Here is a 17,112-nt window from a genome sequence, read left to right on the forward strand (position 1 = left end):
GCGGATCGGGTGCTCACTTTAAATACATGGATAACATAGAGCCAGTGTGGCCGGGTCGTCGACCCGGCCGCTTTCGTTTCAGATGATGCCCCAGGCGCGGTAGCGGCCGCGGCCGGTGATTTCACGAATGCCGATCTCGTTGACGAGGTTCAGCGCGCCCCGCGGCGTAATGCGCAGATGCCGGGCAATCATTGCCGCCGAGACCATCGGCCGCGACAGGATGAAATCGGCAAGATCGGGCAGGCTGCTATTCGAGCGGCGGCCGCGGAAGCGCAGCTCCATCTGGGTGCGGGCGAGCGACAACCGGTCGAGTTCCTTCAGCCCGGCCGCAGCCCCCAGATGCATCGCCTCCAGGAAGGCCTGCAGCCGCGTCGCCCGATCGCGCGCCCGGCGACGTTCATGGCGCACCAGCTTCAGCCCGCCGTAAAAAGAAAAGAGATGCGAGGCGACCTTGCCGCGGGCGCGCAGATGGCCTGCGACCAGAAGACCGCCGAGCCAATGCTGACGCCGCAATGGCTCGATCCGTTCCCAGGCTTCGAAAAGGATGATGGCGCCGAGAACCGGCGGCAAGCTGTCAGCCAATGGCAATAGGCTGCGCCACTCGGCAAGCCGCTGTTCCTCGTCCCATTCGTCGTCACCCAGCAAGCCGAGAGGATCGTCATTGCGCCGTGACGGGGCAGCGGCGACCGTCTCGCTTGCCGGCGCCTTGCCTGTATGGATGTCGAGCAGCTTCTGCGAGCGGGCAAGCAGCGCATCGATCTCGGCCATCTCGGCAGCCAGCGGCCCGTCCTCATCCCCGCCCTCTTCGTCGGTCTCGACCGGGACTGCGGGGCTCTTTACTTCAGGCACCGTCCCCTCCCCTTCCCCGAGCGTCGCCGTCAGCGTCGCAAGCCCCGAGGCTCCGAGCGCCCAGGCAGGCTCCCCGGTCCAGATGCGCCGGCGGGCCCGCAGCACGGAATGGGCGATCGTCAGCTCGTGGCTGGGCGCCCGGCTGTCCATATGCGCATCGTGCAAAACCAGATCTTCGACATGCACGAGTTCGCCGGCCACCCACAGCGCGCCGGCGGCATCGAAGAAATGACTGCGTTCGGCAAACCCCTCGCCGACCGGTGAACGCAGCACCCGTTCGTCCAGCCGCGCCAGCGCATCCTCTGCTGCGGCAAAGGACGGAAGCAGGGTTTGAAGCATCGCACTGTCGATTTCGTAGCGCATTGTTAAGCTTTACGGTTTTTTACAAATGGAAGCAAAGCAAACGTTTCCTTCCGCCATCTATGACATGGTTAACGGCGCATTTCAAACAGAATGGTCAGGGAAGGAAGCGGTCGAGACGGCTGAGCGACGCGCCGCATATCTTCTAGCTGTCGCAACTGGCGCGAACCTATTTCATCGCCGTTCATCCGGTTTTCCTCGCTGCCGGACCATTTGCCCGCATCAGCGCCATCAGCATCGGCCCAAGCGAGAACTCGCCGCGCTCGGCCCGCCGTGTCAGATCACGCAGATAGCCGCCGGCCGAGTTGATATGGCCGCCCCTTTCCAGGATGCAGGCGATCACCGTCGCGGCGTTTTCCGGCCCCATGACATCGCAGGCCAGTTGATAGGCGCTCGGGCTGACGCCCAGCATGGAACGGACGATGACGGCCGCCGCCATCAGATCCCGCCAGCTGCCGATCCCGCCGCCCGGCCCATAAGCGACGATCTCCGGGCAGGCCTGCAGCACCATCGCAAGTGGGAAGGATTTTGGCGGCTCCCGCCACGGCCGCGGTTCTTCCTCCGGCTTTGCCCCCTGCTTCGGTTCGAAGCTTGGTTCAAGTTCAGATAAGGGGTGTGGGTTTGAATTATGTATGTGCCGACCGTTTTGGCTGTCATTGGCGTCTGATTTTTCTGTTTTCGCCTTCAGTTCCAGCGTCTTGACGATCAATTCGCGGAAGGCTTCGAGATCGGTCAGCAGGCTTTCCATCTCGGCGGCCGACGGGCGGCGCGGCAGGCTTGCCGAAAGCAGCGTGAAATGCCTCTGCATCTCGATCCATTCGCCGGCGATTTCCTCTTCCAGGGCGATCTCGATGAGTTTGCTGATATCGCGTCGGCAGAGCGTCAGCCGCTCCCGCAGACGCTTCCATTCGAGCTTGTCGGCGAGCACCTGAGCCGCCTGTGCCTCGATCTCGCCGGCACGCGCCAGCAGCGGCGCCAGGCTGAAGCCGAAGGCCTCGCCAAGCCCGCCCTCGCCGTTACGGCGAGCGAACCGCTTCCCGTTCGGGCTGTCACGCCGGATGATCAGCCCGGCTTCCACCAGCATCGCCAGGTTCCGCCGCAGCGTCGTTCCGGCCATGCCATGCGTGCGCAGCGATAGCTGCTCGTTCGAGGGAAAGACCACGAAGCCGTTGGCCTCGGCAATCTCGTTCTTTGGATAGAAGGTCAACAGCGCGTTGAGAACGGCGAGCGCACGATCGGATACGCCGACCATGTCCTTTGCTTCGCAGAGCGCGCGAAAAATCTTCCACTTATCGACCGATGCGTCCGGTTCGACCTTGCTGGCGCTTTCCTGGCTTGCCAGCATGCCAAGCGTCATCGATCGGCGCCCAAAGGGCGTCGATACGTATTGAGGCTCCATGTCTCTCACCTTTTTTCAAGGCAAAAGAAATCTACCACCCAAAAGGATGCCGAAGATGCTTGACAGTGATTCGAGGAAGTGCGATTCTCAGATTGTCCAGATATGAGAAAGGCTTCCGCGACGGCAACGTTCGGAGGCTTTTTTCTTTTGCGGCCTATTCTCCTGCTTGCAACCTGCCGGCCCGATAGGCTTCGTAAAGCTCATCGAGACGGCGTGAAATGTAAGCGCCGAAATCCGGCGCATCGCCGGTCTTCAACGCGATCGTGAAGGAATTGCCGGCGCTCTTGATTCGGCCGGCAATCTTGCCGCCGCTCTTCGGCTTCCAGTCATATTCCGTGGCTTCGGGCTTCGCCTCTTTCCTGGCGAGCTCGGCCACCAGAAGTTCAAAGCGGCGGTCGCTTTCCTCGCCCATGAACTTTTCCGAGCCGATGAGCTTGGCAAGCCGCGCCGCCGTCATCCCGTTCCAGTCCTGAGCAAGCGCCATCCATCTGCGGCGCCCGATGGCGGGCGCGGCACCCACCGACCTGACGATCTCGGCCGGGATGGCCCTGGCGACGGAGAGCAGCTTCGACAGCTCCGTCTTGTCGGTCGACAGCGCCTTCATGATGACCGGACGCTCAAAGCCCTTAAGTTCGAGATTGAGGGCAAAGACCGCGCGCTCAATATAGGAAAGGTTGCGGCGCGCCGAATTTTCGATGCCCTGGGCGATGACGACATCGGTATCGTCAAGGCTGCGGACGATCGCCTGCACCTTGCGGCCGAGCAGCTTGACGGCCTGCAGGCGGCGATGGCCGTAGGCGATCTGGTAGCGGCTCTCATCATCGGGATGGCGACGAACGAGAACCGGCACTTCCTGGCCGTTTTCGGCGATCGACTGCACCAGCTCGTCGTCGATATCGAGCGGCTGGTCGGCGAGGCGGTCGCGGACGAAGGAGGAATCGATCAGATCGGGATCGAGTTCGACGATGCGTTCGCCGGAAAGCAGGGCTTCGTGCATCGCCCTGCTCTCTTCCTCCATGCGCCCGAGGGTCAACGCCATCGTCCGGACAGGCCCAGCCGAACCGCGCGAAGACGGTTCTTCGTAGTTGGCCGCGGCCAACTCCTGCGCCGTGTCGTCGAAAAGACCTTTCAGGCGATCGCGTCTGCTCATGTCCGGCCCCAGGCTTTGTGAATGCCGGCGAGAACCTCGCCGTTGGCGGCGTTGACCGATTCCAGCGCCCGGTCGTAAGTCGAGCGGCGCACCTGCCCCTTCTCGATTTCGAACAGCGTCTGCTTGGTCAGACCGGCATCGGCGATCGCCGTCGACTTGAGAATGGTCGCCGTCAAGACGTCGTCGCCGAACAGGCTGCGCAGCAGCGCAACGATCTGCGACTGCGGCGCATCGAAGGGTTCGTGACGGGTGACGACATATTTGATGAAGTCGTGCTGCAGATCGCCGCCGGCCTTGCGGACGACGGAAAGCAGATCCGAGGTCATCAGCAGGAATTGCGACATCGAGGCGACGTCGACCATCTGCGGATGGATGGTGATGAGCAGCGATGTCGCCGCGCAGACGGCGCCAAGGGTCAGGTAACCGAGCTGCGGCGGGCAGTCGATCACCACCACGTCGTACTCGGCCTCGACCTCGGCAATGGCGACACCGACGCGGCGGAAGAACAGCTCGGCCGGTTTCTGCCGATCATTGAGCGCCCGCGGCGTTTCATGCTCGAACTCCATCAGTTCGAGATTGCCCGGCACCAGATCGAGCCCGTCGAAATAGGTCTTGCGGACGATGTCTTTCAGCGGTTTGCGGCCGGCATCGTAGCGGATGGCGCCATAAAGCGTATCGCCATCGGAAAGATCGAATTCGGGCTGGACGCCCAGCATGGACGAAAGCGAGGCCTGCGGATCGAGATCGATGGCGAGCACCCGATAACCCGCCAGCGCCAAATACTGCGCCAGATAAAGCGTCGTCGTCGTCTTGGCCGAGCCGCCTTTGAAATTGGTGACGGCAACCGTCTGCAGCTTCTCGCCGGGGCGCCGCCAGGGAAGATAGGATAGCGCGTCCTTCGGCTTCAGCTTCGCCATATAGTGGCGCAACTCATTGATCTGGCCGAGCGTATAGGAGCGCCGGCCATTCTGAGAAAGCTCCGGCTGGGGCCCCTTGCCATCGAGGGAAAGCTGGCGAAGATAGCCGTCGGACACGCCGATCATCTGGGCGGCCTCGCCTGAAGAAAATGTCCGCAGCGTCTTTTGCGAGAGCGGCGGGAACAGCTTGTCGCGGAGAAGCTTCAATTGCCGCGAAAGCTGGTTCGCATGCCGCTCGATCCGCACATCTGTCGTCGATACGCTAATGTTGTCCAAAACACCCAATCCTTTTCGATGCGCTTTTCTGTCAACATAGCGTCAAAAAGCGTATCGAAAGTGACACGATTCGGGATTTCCGGCAACAACGGGGGCCAGGAGCCCATTCCGGCCCGGTTGGCCGCGGCCAACTCTTCGCCATCGCCCTTGCGGCGGAGCGGCTTTTTCGGCAAGAACGCCGAGACTCATGGGAGTATCGGCTTGAAACACATCCATATCATCGGCATCGGCACGGGCAATCCCGAGCACGTCACCATACAGGCGATCAACGCGATGAACGCCGCGGACGTGATATTCGTGCCGCTGAAGGGCGCGGCCAAGGAAGAGCTTGCCGAGGTCCGGCGAGACATCTGCGAACGATATGTCACCCGGCCGGGGATCCGGATTTCAGAATTCGCGGTGCCGCAAAGGCAGACCGCCGACAGAAGCTACCCCCAAAGCGTCGATACCTGGCATGCCGAGATCGCCCTCATCTATAAAGAACTGATCGCCGACCTCCCCGATGACGGCCGCGGCGCCTTTCTCGTCTGGGGCGATCCGAGCCTCTACGACAGCACCATCCGCATCATCGAACGCGTCCGGCAGGATGCCGGTGTGGATTTCGACTACAGTGTCATTCCCGGAATCACCAGCATCCAGGCATTGGCCGCCAGTCACAGGATCCCGGTCAACTTGGTGGGAAAGCCGATTGAGATCACCACGGGGCGCAGACTGGCGCTGGGCGGGCTCCAGGCGCCCACGACGATTGTCATGCTCGACGGTGAACAGGCCTTTGCGAAGATCGACGATCCCGATGCCGAGATCTTCTGGGGCGCCTATCTCGGCACCGAGGACGAGATCGTCAGATCCGGGCGGCTCGGCGATATCGCGGCCGACATCGTGGCGCTGAGGGCCGAAGCCAGGCAGCGACATGGCTGGATCATGGACATCTATCTCCTGCGCAAGGGGCGGGATTTCGAGGAATAACCGGGGTCGCCCATTTCCATCATGTTTTGCCGCGCCGGCTGCGATCATGTAAGAAGTGCCCAGAGGATTGGGAATGAGCACTAAGGCCATAACGGCGGTCGACAGGAGAGCCGAGACGGAGCTCCAAGTCCGCACTGCGGCGAAGATGCGCGCGCGCGGCGCCTGCCCCGCCCTGGCCGCACCGATGTCGACCGGAGACGGCCTGCTGGTGCGGCTTCGGCCGGCCGGAGGTGCGCTGACGCTGCCGCAGTTTAGAGCACTTGCGCGCGCAGCCGCGGCACACGGAAACGGCATTCTCGAGATCACGGCACGCGGCAATCTGCAGATCCGCGGGCTGCGGGCCGAGACCGTCGGACAACTCGCCGCCGATATCGAAGCCGCGGGCATTACCGTGCCGGACGGCCCGACGATCGAAATCTCGCCGTTACACGGCCTCGACCCGGAAGAACTGAGCGATCCCGCCGCAATGGAACTGTCCCTGCGCAGCACGCTTCAGGCGCTGCTCGCCTCGCCGCGGCTTGCGCCGAAACTGTCGATCGTCATCGACGGCGGCGGTGCCTTCGGCCTATCGGCACTTTCCGCCGATATCCGCGTCGTCGCGCAACCGGACACAGGTTGGCTTGTCGCCATCAACGGCGATGGTGCGACGGCAACGACGGTCGCGGTCGGTCCCACCGAGGCGGCAATCTCAGCCGTCGGCGAAGTCCTCAGCCTGTTGGCGGCTCTCGGGCAGGGCAGCCGGGCACGGGATATCGATCCGGCGCTTCTGCAAGCACATTTTCCCGCTCTAAGCGCCACTCGCTCCCTCCCATCTCGCGCAGCCAAGATGCCGCTTACCGGCCTGCACAGACTGGCGGACGGCAAAACCGTGCTCGGCGTCCGGCCGGAATTCGGGCAGATGCGCTCGTCAGATGTGACCGCCCTGCTTGATCTCGCCACGACCGACGGTGCAACCGCCGTCCGGCTGGCGCCCGAGCGCGGTTTCTTTCTTATCGGCCTGGCGGAAGATAGAGTGCCGGCTATGCAGATCGCTGCCGCCAGGCATGGCTTCGGCGCGCAGCCCGGCGACAACAGCGAACATATCGCCGCCTGTGCCGGCGCCGGCGCCTGCGGCTCCGCCTTCTACGGGACGCGAACGCTGGCGCGCCGCATCCTTGCCGCAGCACCTGCCCTCTTCGACGGTTCGCTGACGCTGCATCTCTCCGGCTGCGCCAAGGGCTGCGCGCATGCCCGGCCGGCGCTGACGCTGACGGGCACGGCTGAAGGTTACGAGCTGATCCTCAACGGGCTTGCCGCGGATCGGCCGGATGAACGGATCGCTGGCGGTCGGATCGATTTCGCTATAGAGAGGCTCGCCCGGTCCATCGAAGACAACAGAGGCGCTGGCGAATCGGCCGCCGCCTGCCTTACACGGCTTGGCGCAATCGGCGTTTCGAAGGCGCTGCGACAGGAATAAGAATGCCAGACTACGATTATATCCGCAGCGGCGACGCGATCTACGAGCGTTCCTTTGCGATCATCCGCGCCGAGGCCGATCTTTCGCGCTTCACCCAAGATGAGGCCGACATCGCCGTGCGCATGATCCATGCCTGCGGGCTGGTCGAGGCGGCCGAGCATTTCCTGTTTTCCGCCGATTTCGTCGGCGCCGCGCGCGAAGCCCTGAAGGGCGGGGCGCCGATCTTCTGCGACGCGGAAATGGTCTCTCAGGGCGTGACCCGGGCGCGGCTGCCGGCGCTGAACGAGGTGATCTGCACGCTGCGCGACCCCGCCACACCGGAACTGGCGCTTAAGACCGGCAACACGCGATCGGCCGCCGCCATGCATCTCTGGCTCGACCGGCTCGGCGGCAGCGTCGTTGCGATCGGCAATGCGCCGACCGCGCTCTTCCATCTGCTCGAACTGCTGCGCGACGGCGCCGCTAAACCCGCAGCCATCCTCGGCATGCCGGTGGGCTTTGTCGGCGCGGCGGAATCGAAGGATGCGCTGGCGGAGAATTCCTACGGTGTGCCCTTTGCCATCGTCCGCGGCCGGCTCGGCGGCAGCGCCATGACGGCTGCGGCGCTGAACGCGCTGGCGAGGCCGGGCCTATGACGACAAGCGGCCGTCTTATCGGCGTCGGCACCGGTCCCGGCGACCCGGAGCTTCTGACCCTCAAAGCCGTGCGCGCCATCGAAGGCGCCGACGTCATTGCCTATTTCGCCAAGCAGGGGAGGGGCGGCAACGGCAAGGCGATTGTCGAGCCGCTCTTGAAATCCGGCGTGACGCTGCTGCCGCTCTATTATCCCGTCACCACAGAGATCGACAAGAACGACGAACGCTACCAGAGCCTGATCACCCAGTTCTATGATCGCTCTGCCGAAAGCGTCGCTGGCCATCTCGATGCCGGGCTGACCGTCGCCGTACTCAGCGAAGGCGATCCGCTGTTCTACGGTTCCTATATGCACCTGCATGTCAGGCTCTCCCAGCGCTATCCGACCGAAGTGATCCCCGGCATCAGCGCTATGTCGGGCTGCTGGTCCTTGGCCGGCATGCCGATCGTCCAGGGCGATGATGTGCTTTCCGTACTGCCCGGTACGATGGCCGAGACCGAGCTGACGCGCCGCCTGGCCGATACCCAGGCCGCCGTCATCATGAAGGTCGGCCGCAACTTGCCGAAAATCCGCCGGGCCTTGGAAGCCGCCGGTCGGCTGGCGGAAGCCGTCTATGTCGAACGCGGCACCATGGCGAATGCGGCGCTGGAAAAGCTTGCCGACAGATCTGACGGCGAGGCGCCGTATTTTTCGCTGGTGCTGGTGCCGGGATGGGAGAGCAGCCGATGAGCGGAGCGCTTTTCGTAATCGGCACCGGTCCCGGCAATCCCGAACAAATGACGCCGGAAGCGCTGGCGGCAGTCAAGGCCGCGAGCGATTTCTTCGGATACGGACCCTATCTCGACAGGCTGCAGCTCCGCGACGATCAGCTGCGGCATGCCTCGGACAATCGCGAAGAACTCGACAGGGCAGGGGCAGCCCTTTCGATGGCCGCCGATGGCGCCAAGGTCTGCGTCGTCTCCGGCGGCGACCCCGGTGTTTTCGCCATGGCTGCCGCCGTCTGCGAGGCGATCGAGAACGGGCCGGCAGCCTGGCGCGCCGTCGATCTCACCATCCTGCCCGGCATCACCGCTATGCTGGCGGTGGCGGCAAGAGCCGGGGCGCCGCTTGGCCACGATTTCTGCGCCATCTCGCTTTCTGACAATCTAAAGCCTTGGAATACAATAGAAAACCGCCTCGAACTGGCTGCCAGGGCGGGTTTCGTCATTGCTCTTTATAACCCGATCAGCCGGGCGCGGCCTTGGCAACTCGGTGAAGCCTTCAAGCTGTTGCGCGACCATCTACCGGCAACGACGCCGGTCATTTTCGGCCGGGCGGCCGGACGGCCGGACGAACGCATCGCAGTGCAGCCGCTGTCGCAGGCGGATGCCTCGATAGCCGATATGGCGACCTGCGTCATCATCGGCTCGGCCGAGACCCGGATCGTCACGCGGCCCGGCCGGCCGGACCTCGTCTATACCCCGCGCTTCATGGCAGGGGGGAAGAGGTGATCGATCGCCGCCAGCGTCGCCTCGACAGTTTCGACCGTTTTGACTGCGGGCGCCGGCGCGCGCGCGACCATCATCACCTCGATGCCGAGCAGACGGGCTGCCTCGATCTTCGCATAGGTGGCGGCGCCACCGCTGTTCTTGGCAATGATGGCGTCGATCCGGTGGCGCTTCAGCAAGGCATATTCGCCTTCCAGCGTGAAGGGGCCACGATCAATCACATAGTCGACATTGGCAAGCGCCGGCGGCGGCTCGACAGGATCGACGCTGCGGATGAGATAGAAATGCTGCGGCGCCGCCTCCGCATGATGGGCGCCCTGCCGGCCCGTCGCCAGCAAGATCCGGCGAGGGGCGGGACCGAGCGCCTCGATGGCAGCCGGAATGCTCCGCACCTCCTGCCAACGGTCGCCCGGCAGGCGCTGCCATTCGGGACGGCGCAGCGCGATCGCGGCGATACCGGTCGTCTCGGCGGCAAAGGCGGCATTGGCGGAAATGCGCTCGGCGAAGGGATGGGTGGCGTCGATCAGCAGATCATATCCGCCGGCCGTCAGAAAATCGGCCAACGCCGCAGCGCCACCAAAACCGCCGATGCGAACCGGAACCGGCTGCGCGGCCGGTTTTTCAGTGCGACCAGCCAGCGACAGAAGAACATCGCCATTTCCCCGCATCGCGAGCGCTTTGGCGAGCAGCCGCGCCTCGCCGGTGCCGCCGAGGATCAGAATGCGAGGTCTTCCCATGTCTGATATCTCTCCTGCTGCGGGCCCGCGCTGGCTGACTATTATCGGCATCGGCGAAGATGGTCCAGAAGGGCTCGGTGAAGAGGCGAAGAGGCTGATTGCCACTGCACCTGCCGTCTTCGGCGGCGCGCGCCATCATGCGCTTGCGGCGTCGCTGATATCAGGCGAAAGACTTTCCTGGCAGAGCCCGTTCGAGCGCTCGGTCGATGCCATCCTCCAGAGGCGCGGCACGCCCGTCGTCGTGCTCGCCTCCGGCGACCCTTTCCTCTACGGCGTCGGCGCAACGCTTTCCCGCCACGTGGCGTCGGAAGAGATGCGTACCATCCCGGCGCCCTCTGCCTTCAGCCTTGCCGCCTCGCGGCTCGGCTGGCCGCTGCAGGACATCGCGACAATTTCGCTGCATGGCAGGCCGATCGACCTGATCCGGCCGCATCTGCACGCCGGCCGGCGCATCCTCGCGCTGACCTCAGACGAGAAGGGGCCTGCCGAGCTGGCTGCGCTGCTTGCCGCCACCGGTTTCGGTCAGTCGCAGCTTACCGTGCTCGAGGCGCTGGGCGGCGCACGCGAACGGCAAAGAAATGCCTTGGCCGCGGATTTCGATCTCACGGATATCGATTCTCTCAACGTCTGCGCCCTGCAAATCGCGGCAGGGGAGGGGGCGCGCATTCTGCCTTTCGCCGCCGGGATCGAGGACGCGCTGTTCGAGCATGACGGACAGATCACCAAACGCGAAATCCGGGCGGTGACCCTGTCGGCGCTGGCGCCGCATCACGGTCAGGTGCTCTGGGATATCGGCGCCGGCTCCGGATCGATCGGTATCGAATGGATGCTGGCCGATCCCTCCCTGAAGACGATCGCCATCGAGCAGGCGCCGGAGCGGGCCGCGCGCGTTGCCCGCAACGCATCCGCCTTCGGCGTGCCGCATCTTGCCGTCATCGAAGGCGAAGCACCCCGCGCGCTGATCGGCCTGCCGGAACCGGACGCGATCTTCCTCGGCGGCGGCGGCAGCGCGCCCGGCGTCATCGATACCGCGATCGCCGCGCTGAAGCGGGGAGGGCGGCTCGTCGCCAATGCCGTGACGCTGGAAATGGAGGCCGTGCTGCTCTCAGAACACGCAGAACGCGGCGGCTCGCTGACGCGCATCGAAATAGCGCGTGCGGGGCCTGTCGGCGGCATGAGCGGCTGGCGGCCGGCCATGCCGGTGACGCAGTGGTGTTGGACGAAAGGATGACGCAATGACGGTGCATTTCATCGGCGCGGGGCCGGGGGCTGCGGATCTCATCACGGTGCGTGGCCGCGATCTCATCGCCCGGTGCCCGGTCTGTCTCTATGCCGGTTCGATCGTCTCCCTGGAACTGCTGCAATATTGCCCGTCGGATGCGCTTATCGTCGATACCGCACCGATGTCGCTCGACGAGATCGAGGCGGAATATCTCAGCGCCGCGGCCGCCGGCCAGGATGTCGCCCGGCTGCATTCCGGCGATCTCTCGGTCTGGAGCGCGGTCGCCGAGCAGGTGCGCCGGCTTGAGAAACACGGCATCGCCTATACGATGACACCCGGTGTTCCGGCCTTTGCCGCCGCTGCCTCGGCGCTCGGGCGCGAGCTGACGATCCCGGCCGTGGCCCAGAGCCTGGTGCTCACCCGCGTTTCCGGCCGCGCGTCGCCGATGCCGAACGACGAAACACTTGCGAAATTCGGCGCGACGGGCGCCACGCTGGCGATACATCTGGCGATCCATGCGCTGAAGCAGGTGGTGGAGGAATTGACCCCGCTCTACGGCGCCGACTGCCCGGTCGCCATCGTCGTCAAGGCCTCCTGGCCGGACGAGCGCGTCCTGCGCGGCACGCTGTCCGATATCGAGGCAAAGGTTGCGGCCGAACCGATCGAACGCACGGCGATCATCTTCGTCGGCCCATCGCTTGCCGCAGAGGATTTTCGCGAGAGTTCACTCTACGACCCCGCCTATCAGCGCCGGTTCAGAGGCCGCGAATAGATCGATACGATCGGCCGCTCGCCGGCGGCCGCTCGTCACGCTACATTTCGCTGAGGCTTCAAACCCGCGCGGTGAGATAATCCATGCTGGCGCGAAGTGCTGCGGCCGGGTCCTTGACCGCATGCACTTTGGCCGCGAAGGGCTCGAAGGAGAACGGACCCTTGTAGCCCGCCTGCAGCAGCGCCTTGATCTGCCCGGCATTGTCGAGCCGGTCGTCGCCATCGACGAGCACGCGGTGGGAATCGCGCATATCGGCAACGGATACAGCGGGGTCGCTGACGCCGGAAATGTGCACGAGACCGGCCAGTTCAGGGAAGGTCGCGGCTTCGCCGGCGAGGTGATGGTGGAAGGTGTCGTGGACGAGCTTGAAGGTCGATTGCGCGCCGAGTTCCTTGATTGCCTCGGCCGCCTCGGTCTTCGAGCGCAGTGAGCAGATCTCGAAACCGAGCGGCTCGACGAGGCCGATAATGCCGGCCTTATCGAGCATCGGCTTTAGCGCCGTCAGGGACTCGCGCAGATTGGCCTGGCGTTCGCCGTCGGCGCAGCCGGTGCCGTCGTTCTTCGGAACGAGGACGAGCGCCTTGGCGCCGCAGGCGCTGGCATAATCGATCAGTTCCTGCGCTTCAGCAGCCCTTGCGGTATTCCACTCGTTGAAGCGCTGCAGCGCGTTGATCGAGATGATCGTCAGTCCGTGGCGGTCGGCAGCCTGCTTGATCGCCTCCGGTTTGGTGCCGTCGAGAATGGCATTGCCGGAAAGGTCGTTGCGGATCTCGACCGCGTCGATGCCGAGCGACTTTGTCAGCGCGAAGAAATCATCGATAGCGAGCGACGGCGCGGCCATATGGTTGAGCGCAAAGCGGATGGAAGTCATAACGGATATATCCTCCTCGTCTCCGCGACATCAAGCGGAGCAGTTTCTCGTGAATGGGGCTGCGAATCTCTATCGGAATTTCCGTGGCAATCCATCGGCCATCGCCGCCGCCCCGCTCTCATTGCTGCAAGAATTTCAACCACAATGATAGATTTCCGTCATTTCTAGATGTTCTCCGAGATATGGATATCGAAGGGCAGGAAGAACTGGCCGGGAACGGCCGTTTCGCTGTTTTCGATCGCACTCATCATCAGCCCCATCAGCTCTTTGCAGAGTGCGGGCAGGGGGGTGCCGATCGCCATGGCGACGATATCGTCGGCAAGCCCGGCTTTGCTGTCGGGCGTCAACTCGTTGACCACGAGGGCGATCTTGCCACCGAGACTTTCCTCACGGATCGCCGAGATCGCGCCCTCCATACCGCCGCCGCAAACGTAAATGCCGACGAGATCGGGATGCTTCTGCAGCAGCGTCAGCGTCGCCTCATGGGTGATCTCGGGAGTATCCAGGTTGATCAATGTATCGATGACGTCGAATTCCGGCGCGTTTTCACGAAAATAGGAACGAAAGCCGATCTCGCGCAGCTCATGTCCGTGAAAACGGTGGCTGCCGACGAAACAGGCGACCTTACCCGGCACACGGGCAGTCTTGGCAATCACCCAGGCGGCGGTGCGGCCGACCTTGCGGTTGTTGACGCCAATATAGGCATTGCGCACCCCTGAGGCGAAGTCGGAAAGCAGCGAAAAGACGGGAATGTCTCTTTCCCTCAGTTCCTCAATCGCCGCCGTCACCGCAGGATAGTCTGGAGCAACCAGAGCGATGGCCTGACTGCGGGCGCCGAGAGCCCTGAGCTTCTCGACGATCGCCGCCGGTGTCGAAGCGGAGGGATAGTCGATCTGGATCTGGACACGGGCGGTGGTCACGGCGCGGGCCGCCACTTCGATCTCGCGAGCGAAAGCCTGATAGAAGGGCTGCATCGGCTTTTGCAGCAGGAACGCCAGCCGGTATTGCGGCAGATCCTCGAAGACGCGTTGCCGGATGAGGCCGACGGCATGGTAGCCGATCGACTGGGCCGCGTCATAAACCCGCCGCGCCGTTTCCTCGCGCACGCGGTGGCGACCGTTGAGCACCCGGTCGACGGTGGCAACACTGACGCCCGAGGCGCGGGCGAGATCGGAGATGGTGGGTCGGCGCATCGGCGTTCCTGATAGATTCGATCATGAATGCAAGCCATTTATGATGGCTTTTGATAGATTATATCAAGCCTGCATTGAGCGCCTTACAAAGTCAACCTATCCTCCCAAGCATTGCATAACGGGAGGCGGATGATGACGATCCAGGCAAAGAAACGGGACTACGACCTGCTCGGCGAAAGCGGCCGCACCGCTGTCGAGACGGGGCTGGCGGCAGCGCAATGGTACCACACGGATATTCCGCGCAAGGATATGAAGGCGCTGATGCAGCGCTCGGACGCCCCGGCGATCCGTGACACCGTCATCTGGCTCGGCAGCATGGTGGCCCTGGCCGGGCTCGGCGTCTATTTCTGGGGTTCGTGGGTCGCGTTGCCCTTCTTCCTTGCCTATGGCGTGCTCTACGGCTCGGCCTCCGACAGCCGCTGGCACGAATGCGGCCACGGCACCGCCTTCAAGACGCGCTGGATGAACGACGCCGTCTATCAGATCGCCTGCTTCATGATCATGCGCAATCCGGTGACCTGGCGCTGGAGTCACACACGCCACCACACCGATACCGTTATCGTTGGCCGCGATCCCGAAATCGCCGTCATGCGCCCGCCCGATCTCGTCCGGCTGGTCCTCAATTTCTTCGGCATCCTCGATGTCTGTCATGCTGTCGTCGACATGTTGCGCAACGCCTTCGGTGTCGTGAGCGCGGCGGAAAAGACCTTCATTCCGGAGATGGAGCAGCCGAAAGCGATCCGCATCGCCCGCATCTGGCTTGCGATCTATGTCGCCACGATCGCTGCAGCACTCGCCATGGGTTCGATCCTGCCGCTGATGCTGATCGGCCTGCCGCGCCTCTACGGCGCCTGGCACCATGTACTGACCGGGCTTTTGCAGCATGGCGGCCTCGCCGACAACGTCATCGACCACAGGCTGAACAGCCGCACGGTCTATATGAACCCGGTCAGCCGCTTCATCTACTGGAACATGAATTACCACGTCGAACATCACATGTTCCCGATGGTGCCTTACCATGCGCTGCCCAGGCTGCACGCGATGATCAAGCACGACCTGCCGGCGCCGAACCCGTCGATCCTGTCGGGCTATCGAGAGATGATCCCGGCCTTCCTGCGCCAGCTGCGCAACGAGGATTATTTCCTGAAGCGCGAATTGCCGGCCACCGCGCGGCCCTATCGCGAAGAGTTCCACAACGAGCTGGCTCCGGCCGCGCAATAATCACGATCGAGGGAGGATAAGATGAGCGGAAACTGGATCGAAGTCTGCGGCAAGGACGAGATCGACGAAGAGGATGTCATCCGCTTCGATCATGGCGGGCGCACCTTCGCGATCTACCGCAGCCCCGACGACGAATTCTTCGCAACCGACGGGCTCTGCACGCACGAACATATCCACCTTGCCGACGGGCTTGTCATGGATGAGATCATCGAATGCCCGAAGCACAACGGCCGCTTCAACTATAAGACGGGCGAAGCCAAAGGCGCGCCGGTCTGCGTCAATCTCAAGACCTATCCGGTAAAGATCGAAGGCGGCGCCGTCTTCATCTCGCTCTGACGGAGGCTGATGTGGCCCATTTCGTTATCTTGGGTGCCGGCGAATGCGGTGCGCGCGCCGCTTTCGCCCTGCGGGAAAAAGGTTTTGACGGCGAAATAACGCTTGTCGGCGCCGAGCCCCTTCATCCCTATGAACGGCCGCCGCTGTCGAAGGCGGGTGCCGATGCAGGCGATCCGAAATTCATCGCTGCGTCGGAAAAATACGCCGACAGCGGCATCCGGTTGCTGACCGGCCTTGAAGCCAGGGATTTCGACACGGCATCCAGGACCGTCACGCTTTCCGACAGGACGACGCTTTCCTATGACAAGCTTCTGCTGGCAACGGGCGCAGCGGCGCGCTCGTTCCCCGGCGCGCCTGAAGGTAGCGCCCATATTCGCTCGCTGCGGACGCATCACGATGCAGCCGCACTGCGCGACGTGATGAAGCCGGGCAAGCATATCGTCATCATCGGCGGCGGCTTCATCGGCCTGGAACTTGCGGCGACGGCGCGCCTGCTCGGCGCCGAGGTCACCGTCATCGAGGGGCTGGAACGCGTACTGAAGCGCGGCGTGCCTGAGGAAATCGCTCACCTCCTGACCGAGCGCCACCGCGCCGAGGGCGTCGATATCCGCTGCGGCGTCTCGATCGAGAGCCTGAGCGAGGAAGGCGGAAAGGCCTTGATCCGGTTGTCGGCCGGCGAGGCGATCGAAGCCGATCTCGCCCTTGTCGGCATCGGCGCCCGGCCGAATGTCGAGATCGCCGAAAAAGCGGGGCTGACGATCGAAAACGGCATCGCCGTCGACCGCTATCTCCAGACCTCGGCGCCGAATGTTTTTGCCGCCGGCGACTGCTGCTCCTTTCCGCTGTCGATCTATGGCGACCGACGGGTGCGGCTCGAATCCTGGCGCAACGCCCAGGAACAGGGCACATTGGCCGCGGCCAACATGCTCGGCCTCGATGAAGCCGTTTCCTCCGTGCCGTGGTTCTGGTCGGATCAATACGACATGACGCTGCAAATTGCCGGCCTTGCCGAAGGCGCCGCCACGCATCAGCGCCGCGATCTCGGGGCCGGCGCCTTCATTCTGTTCCACCTCGATGCCGACGGCCGATTGATCGCCGCAAGCGGCATCGGCCCGGGCAATGCCGTGGCGCGCGACATCCGCCTCGCCGAAATGCTGATCGCAGCCCGCGCCCATCCCGACCCGGCGGCGCTCGCAGCCAATGACGTCAAACTGAAATCCCTGCTGGCCGCCTGAGCCGCCCGATATATTCACCCGATGTACTCAC

General features: G+C 63.7%; 17 protein-coding genes. 10 read left to right on the plus strand and 7 right to left on the minus strand.

Features of this window, described 5'->3' with window-relative positions; translation table 11 throughout:
* Nucleotides 1–78: 78 nt before the first annotated feature.
* From FHX03_RS17345 to repA, 4 genes are all read right to left on the minus strand, one after another.
* Complete coding sequence (locus tag FHX03_RS17345) at nucleotides 79–1,212, minus strand: RHE_PE00001 family protein (protein WP_183854730.1); 1,134 nt, start codon at nucleotides 1,210–1,212, stop codon at nucleotides 79–81.
* A 181-nt stretch (nucleotides 1,213–1,393) separates the two neighbouring features.
* Nucleotides 1,394–2,608, minus strand: a complete 1,215-nt coding sequence (gene repC, locus FHX03_RS17350; RefSeq protein WP_183777852.1) for a plasmid replication protein RepC — start codon at nucleotides 2,606–2,608, stop codon at nucleotides 1,394–1,396.
* Between the two features lie 154 nt (nucleotides 2,609–2,762).
* Entirely contained in the window at nucleotides 2,763–3,758 is a 996-nt protein-coding gene (gene repB, locus FHX03_RS17355) for a plasmid partitioning protein RepB (protein WP_183777851.1), read from the minus strand.
* Complete coding sequence (gene repA / locus FHX03_RS17360) at nucleotides 3,755–4,951, minus strand: plasmid partitioning protein RepA (protein WP_183777850.1); 1,197 nt, start codon at nucleotides 4,949–4,951, stop codon at nucleotides 3,755–3,757. The genes repB and repA overlap by 4 nt, the downstream gene beginning before the upstream one ends.
* A 201-nt stretch (nucleotides 4,952–5,152) precedes the next feature.
* Between repA and cobF the strand changes: the two genes are divergently transcribed.
* The 5 genes from cobF to FHX03_RS17385 all read left to right on the plus strand — a co-directional run bounded on the left by cobF (nucleotide 5,153) and on the right by FHX03_RS17385 (nucleotide 9,497).
* Entirely contained in the window at nucleotides 5,153–5,917 is a 765-nt protein-coding gene (gene cobF / locus FHX03_RS17365; RefSeq protein ID WP_183854732.1) for a precorrin-6A synthase (deacetylating), read from the plus strand.
* 73 nt (nucleotides 5,918–5,990) lie between these two features.
* Nucleotides 5,991–7,373, plus strand: a complete 1,383-nt coding sequence (cobG, locus tag FHX03_RS17370) for a precorrin-3B synthase (RefSeq protein ID WP_183854734.1) — start codon at nucleotides 5,991–5,993, stop codon at nucleotides 7,371–7,373.
* A gap of 2 nt (nucleotides 7,374–7,375) precedes the next feature.
* Complete coding sequence (locus tag FHX03_RS17375; protein WP_097625677.1) at nucleotides 7,376–8,008, plus strand: precorrin-8X methylmutase; 633 nt, start codon at nucleotides 7,376–7,378, stop codon at nucleotides 8,006–8,008.
* Nucleotides 8,005–8,736, plus strand: coding sequence for a precorrin-2 C(20)-methyltransferase (locus tag FHX03_RS17380; RefSeq protein WP_097625678.1), 732 nt, complete (start codon nucleotides 8,005–8,007; stop codon nucleotides 8,734–8,736). Before FHX03_RS17375 ends, FHX03_RS17380 begins: the two co-directional genes overlap by 4 nt.
* Nucleotides 8,733–9,497, plus strand: a complete 765-nt coding sequence (locus tag FHX03_RS17385) for a precorrin-3B C(17)-methyltransferase (protein ID WP_183854736.1) — start codon at nucleotides 8,733–8,735, stop codon at nucleotides 9,495–9,497. Before FHX03_RS17380 ends, FHX03_RS17385 begins: the two co-directional genes overlap by 4 nt.
* Here the strand turns inward: FHX03_RS17385 and FHX03_RS17390 are convergent.
* A complete protein-coding gene (locus FHX03_RS17390; protein ID WP_183854738.1) occupies nucleotides 9,461–10,231 on the minus strand; it encodes a cobalt-precorrin-6A reductase in 771 nt (256 codons plus the stop codon). The two genes, FHX03_RS17385 and FHX03_RS17390, sit on opposite strands and share 37 nt — an antisense overlap.
* On the opposite strand from FHX03_RS17390, the gene cbiE reads away from it, so the two are divergent.
* The gene (cbiE, locus tag FHX03_RS17395; RefSeq protein WP_183854740.1) at nucleotides 10,230–11,462 is read left to right on the plus strand and encodes a precorrin-6y C5,15-methyltransferase (decarboxylating) subunit CbiE; all 1,233 of its coding nucleotides are present in this window, start codon (nucleotides 10,230–10,232) and stop codon (nucleotides 11,460–11,462) included. The two genes, FHX03_RS17390 and cbiE, sit on opposite strands and share 2 nt — an antisense overlap.
* Before the next feature lie 4 nt (nucleotides 11,463–11,466).
* Nucleotides 11,467–12,225, plus strand: coding sequence for a precorrin-4 C(11)-methyltransferase (cobM, locus tag FHX03_RS17400; RefSeq protein WP_183854742.1), 759 nt, complete (start codon nucleotides 11,467–11,469; stop codon nucleotides 12,223–12,225).
* A 58-nt stretch (nucleotides 12,226–12,283) separates the two neighbouring features.
* Here the strand turns inward: cobM and FHX03_RS17405 are convergent, their stop codons facing one another.
* Together FHX03_RS17405 and FHX03_RS17410 are read right to left on the minus strand one after the other, a co-directional pair.
* Nucleotides 12,284–13,096 (minus strand): TIM barrel protein, encoded by an 813-nt coding sequence (locus tag FHX03_RS17405; protein WP_183854744.1) that lies wholly within the window; start codon nucleotides 13,094–13,096, stop codon nucleotides 12,284–12,286.
* A 164-nt stretch (nucleotides 13,097–13,260) separates the two neighbouring features.
* Nucleotides 13,261–14,289: a LacI family DNA-binding transcriptional regulator gene (locus FHX03_RS17410; protein ID WP_183854746.1), complete on the minus strand. Its 1,029-nt coding sequence runs from the start codon at nucleotides 14,287–14,289 to the stop codon at nucleotides 13,261–13,263.
* A 132-nt stretch (nucleotides 14,290–14,421) separates the two neighbouring features.
* On the opposite strand from FHX03_RS17410, the gene FHX03_RS17415 reads away from it, so the two are divergent.
* The 3 genes from FHX03_RS17415 to FHX03_RS17425 are packed head-to-tail and all read left to right on the plus strand — an operon-like array spanning nucleotide 14,422 to nucleotide 17,081.
* Nucleotides 14,422–15,510 (plus strand): fatty acid desaturase family protein, encoded by a 1,089-nt coding sequence (locus FHX03_RS17415; protein ID WP_183854748.1) that lies wholly within the window; start codon nucleotides 14,422–14,424, stop codon nucleotides 15,508–15,510.
* Nucleotides 15,511–15,531: 21 nt separating this feature from the next.
* The gene (locus FHX03_RS17420) at nucleotides 15,532–15,846 is read left to right on the plus strand and encodes a MocE family 2Fe-2S type ferredoxin (RefSeq protein ID WP_183777839.1); all 315 of its coding nucleotides are present in this window, start codon (nucleotides 15,532–15,534) and stop codon (nucleotides 15,844–15,846) included.
* Between the two features lie 11 nt (nucleotides 15,847–15,857).
* Nucleotides 15,858–17,081, plus strand: coding sequence for an NAD(P)/FAD-dependent oxidoreductase (locus FHX03_RS17425; RefSeq protein WP_183777838.1), 1,224 nt, complete (start codon nucleotides 15,858–15,860; stop codon nucleotides 17,079–17,081).
* Nucleotides 17,082–17,112: the final 31 nt, after the last annotated feature.

This window comes from Rhizobium sp. BK456 (assembly GCF_014194045.1).
In the GTDB taxonomy this organism is placed as follows: Bacteria; Pseudomonadota; Alphaproteobacteria; order Rhizobiales; family Rhizobiaceae; genus Rhizobium; species Rhizobium redzepovicii.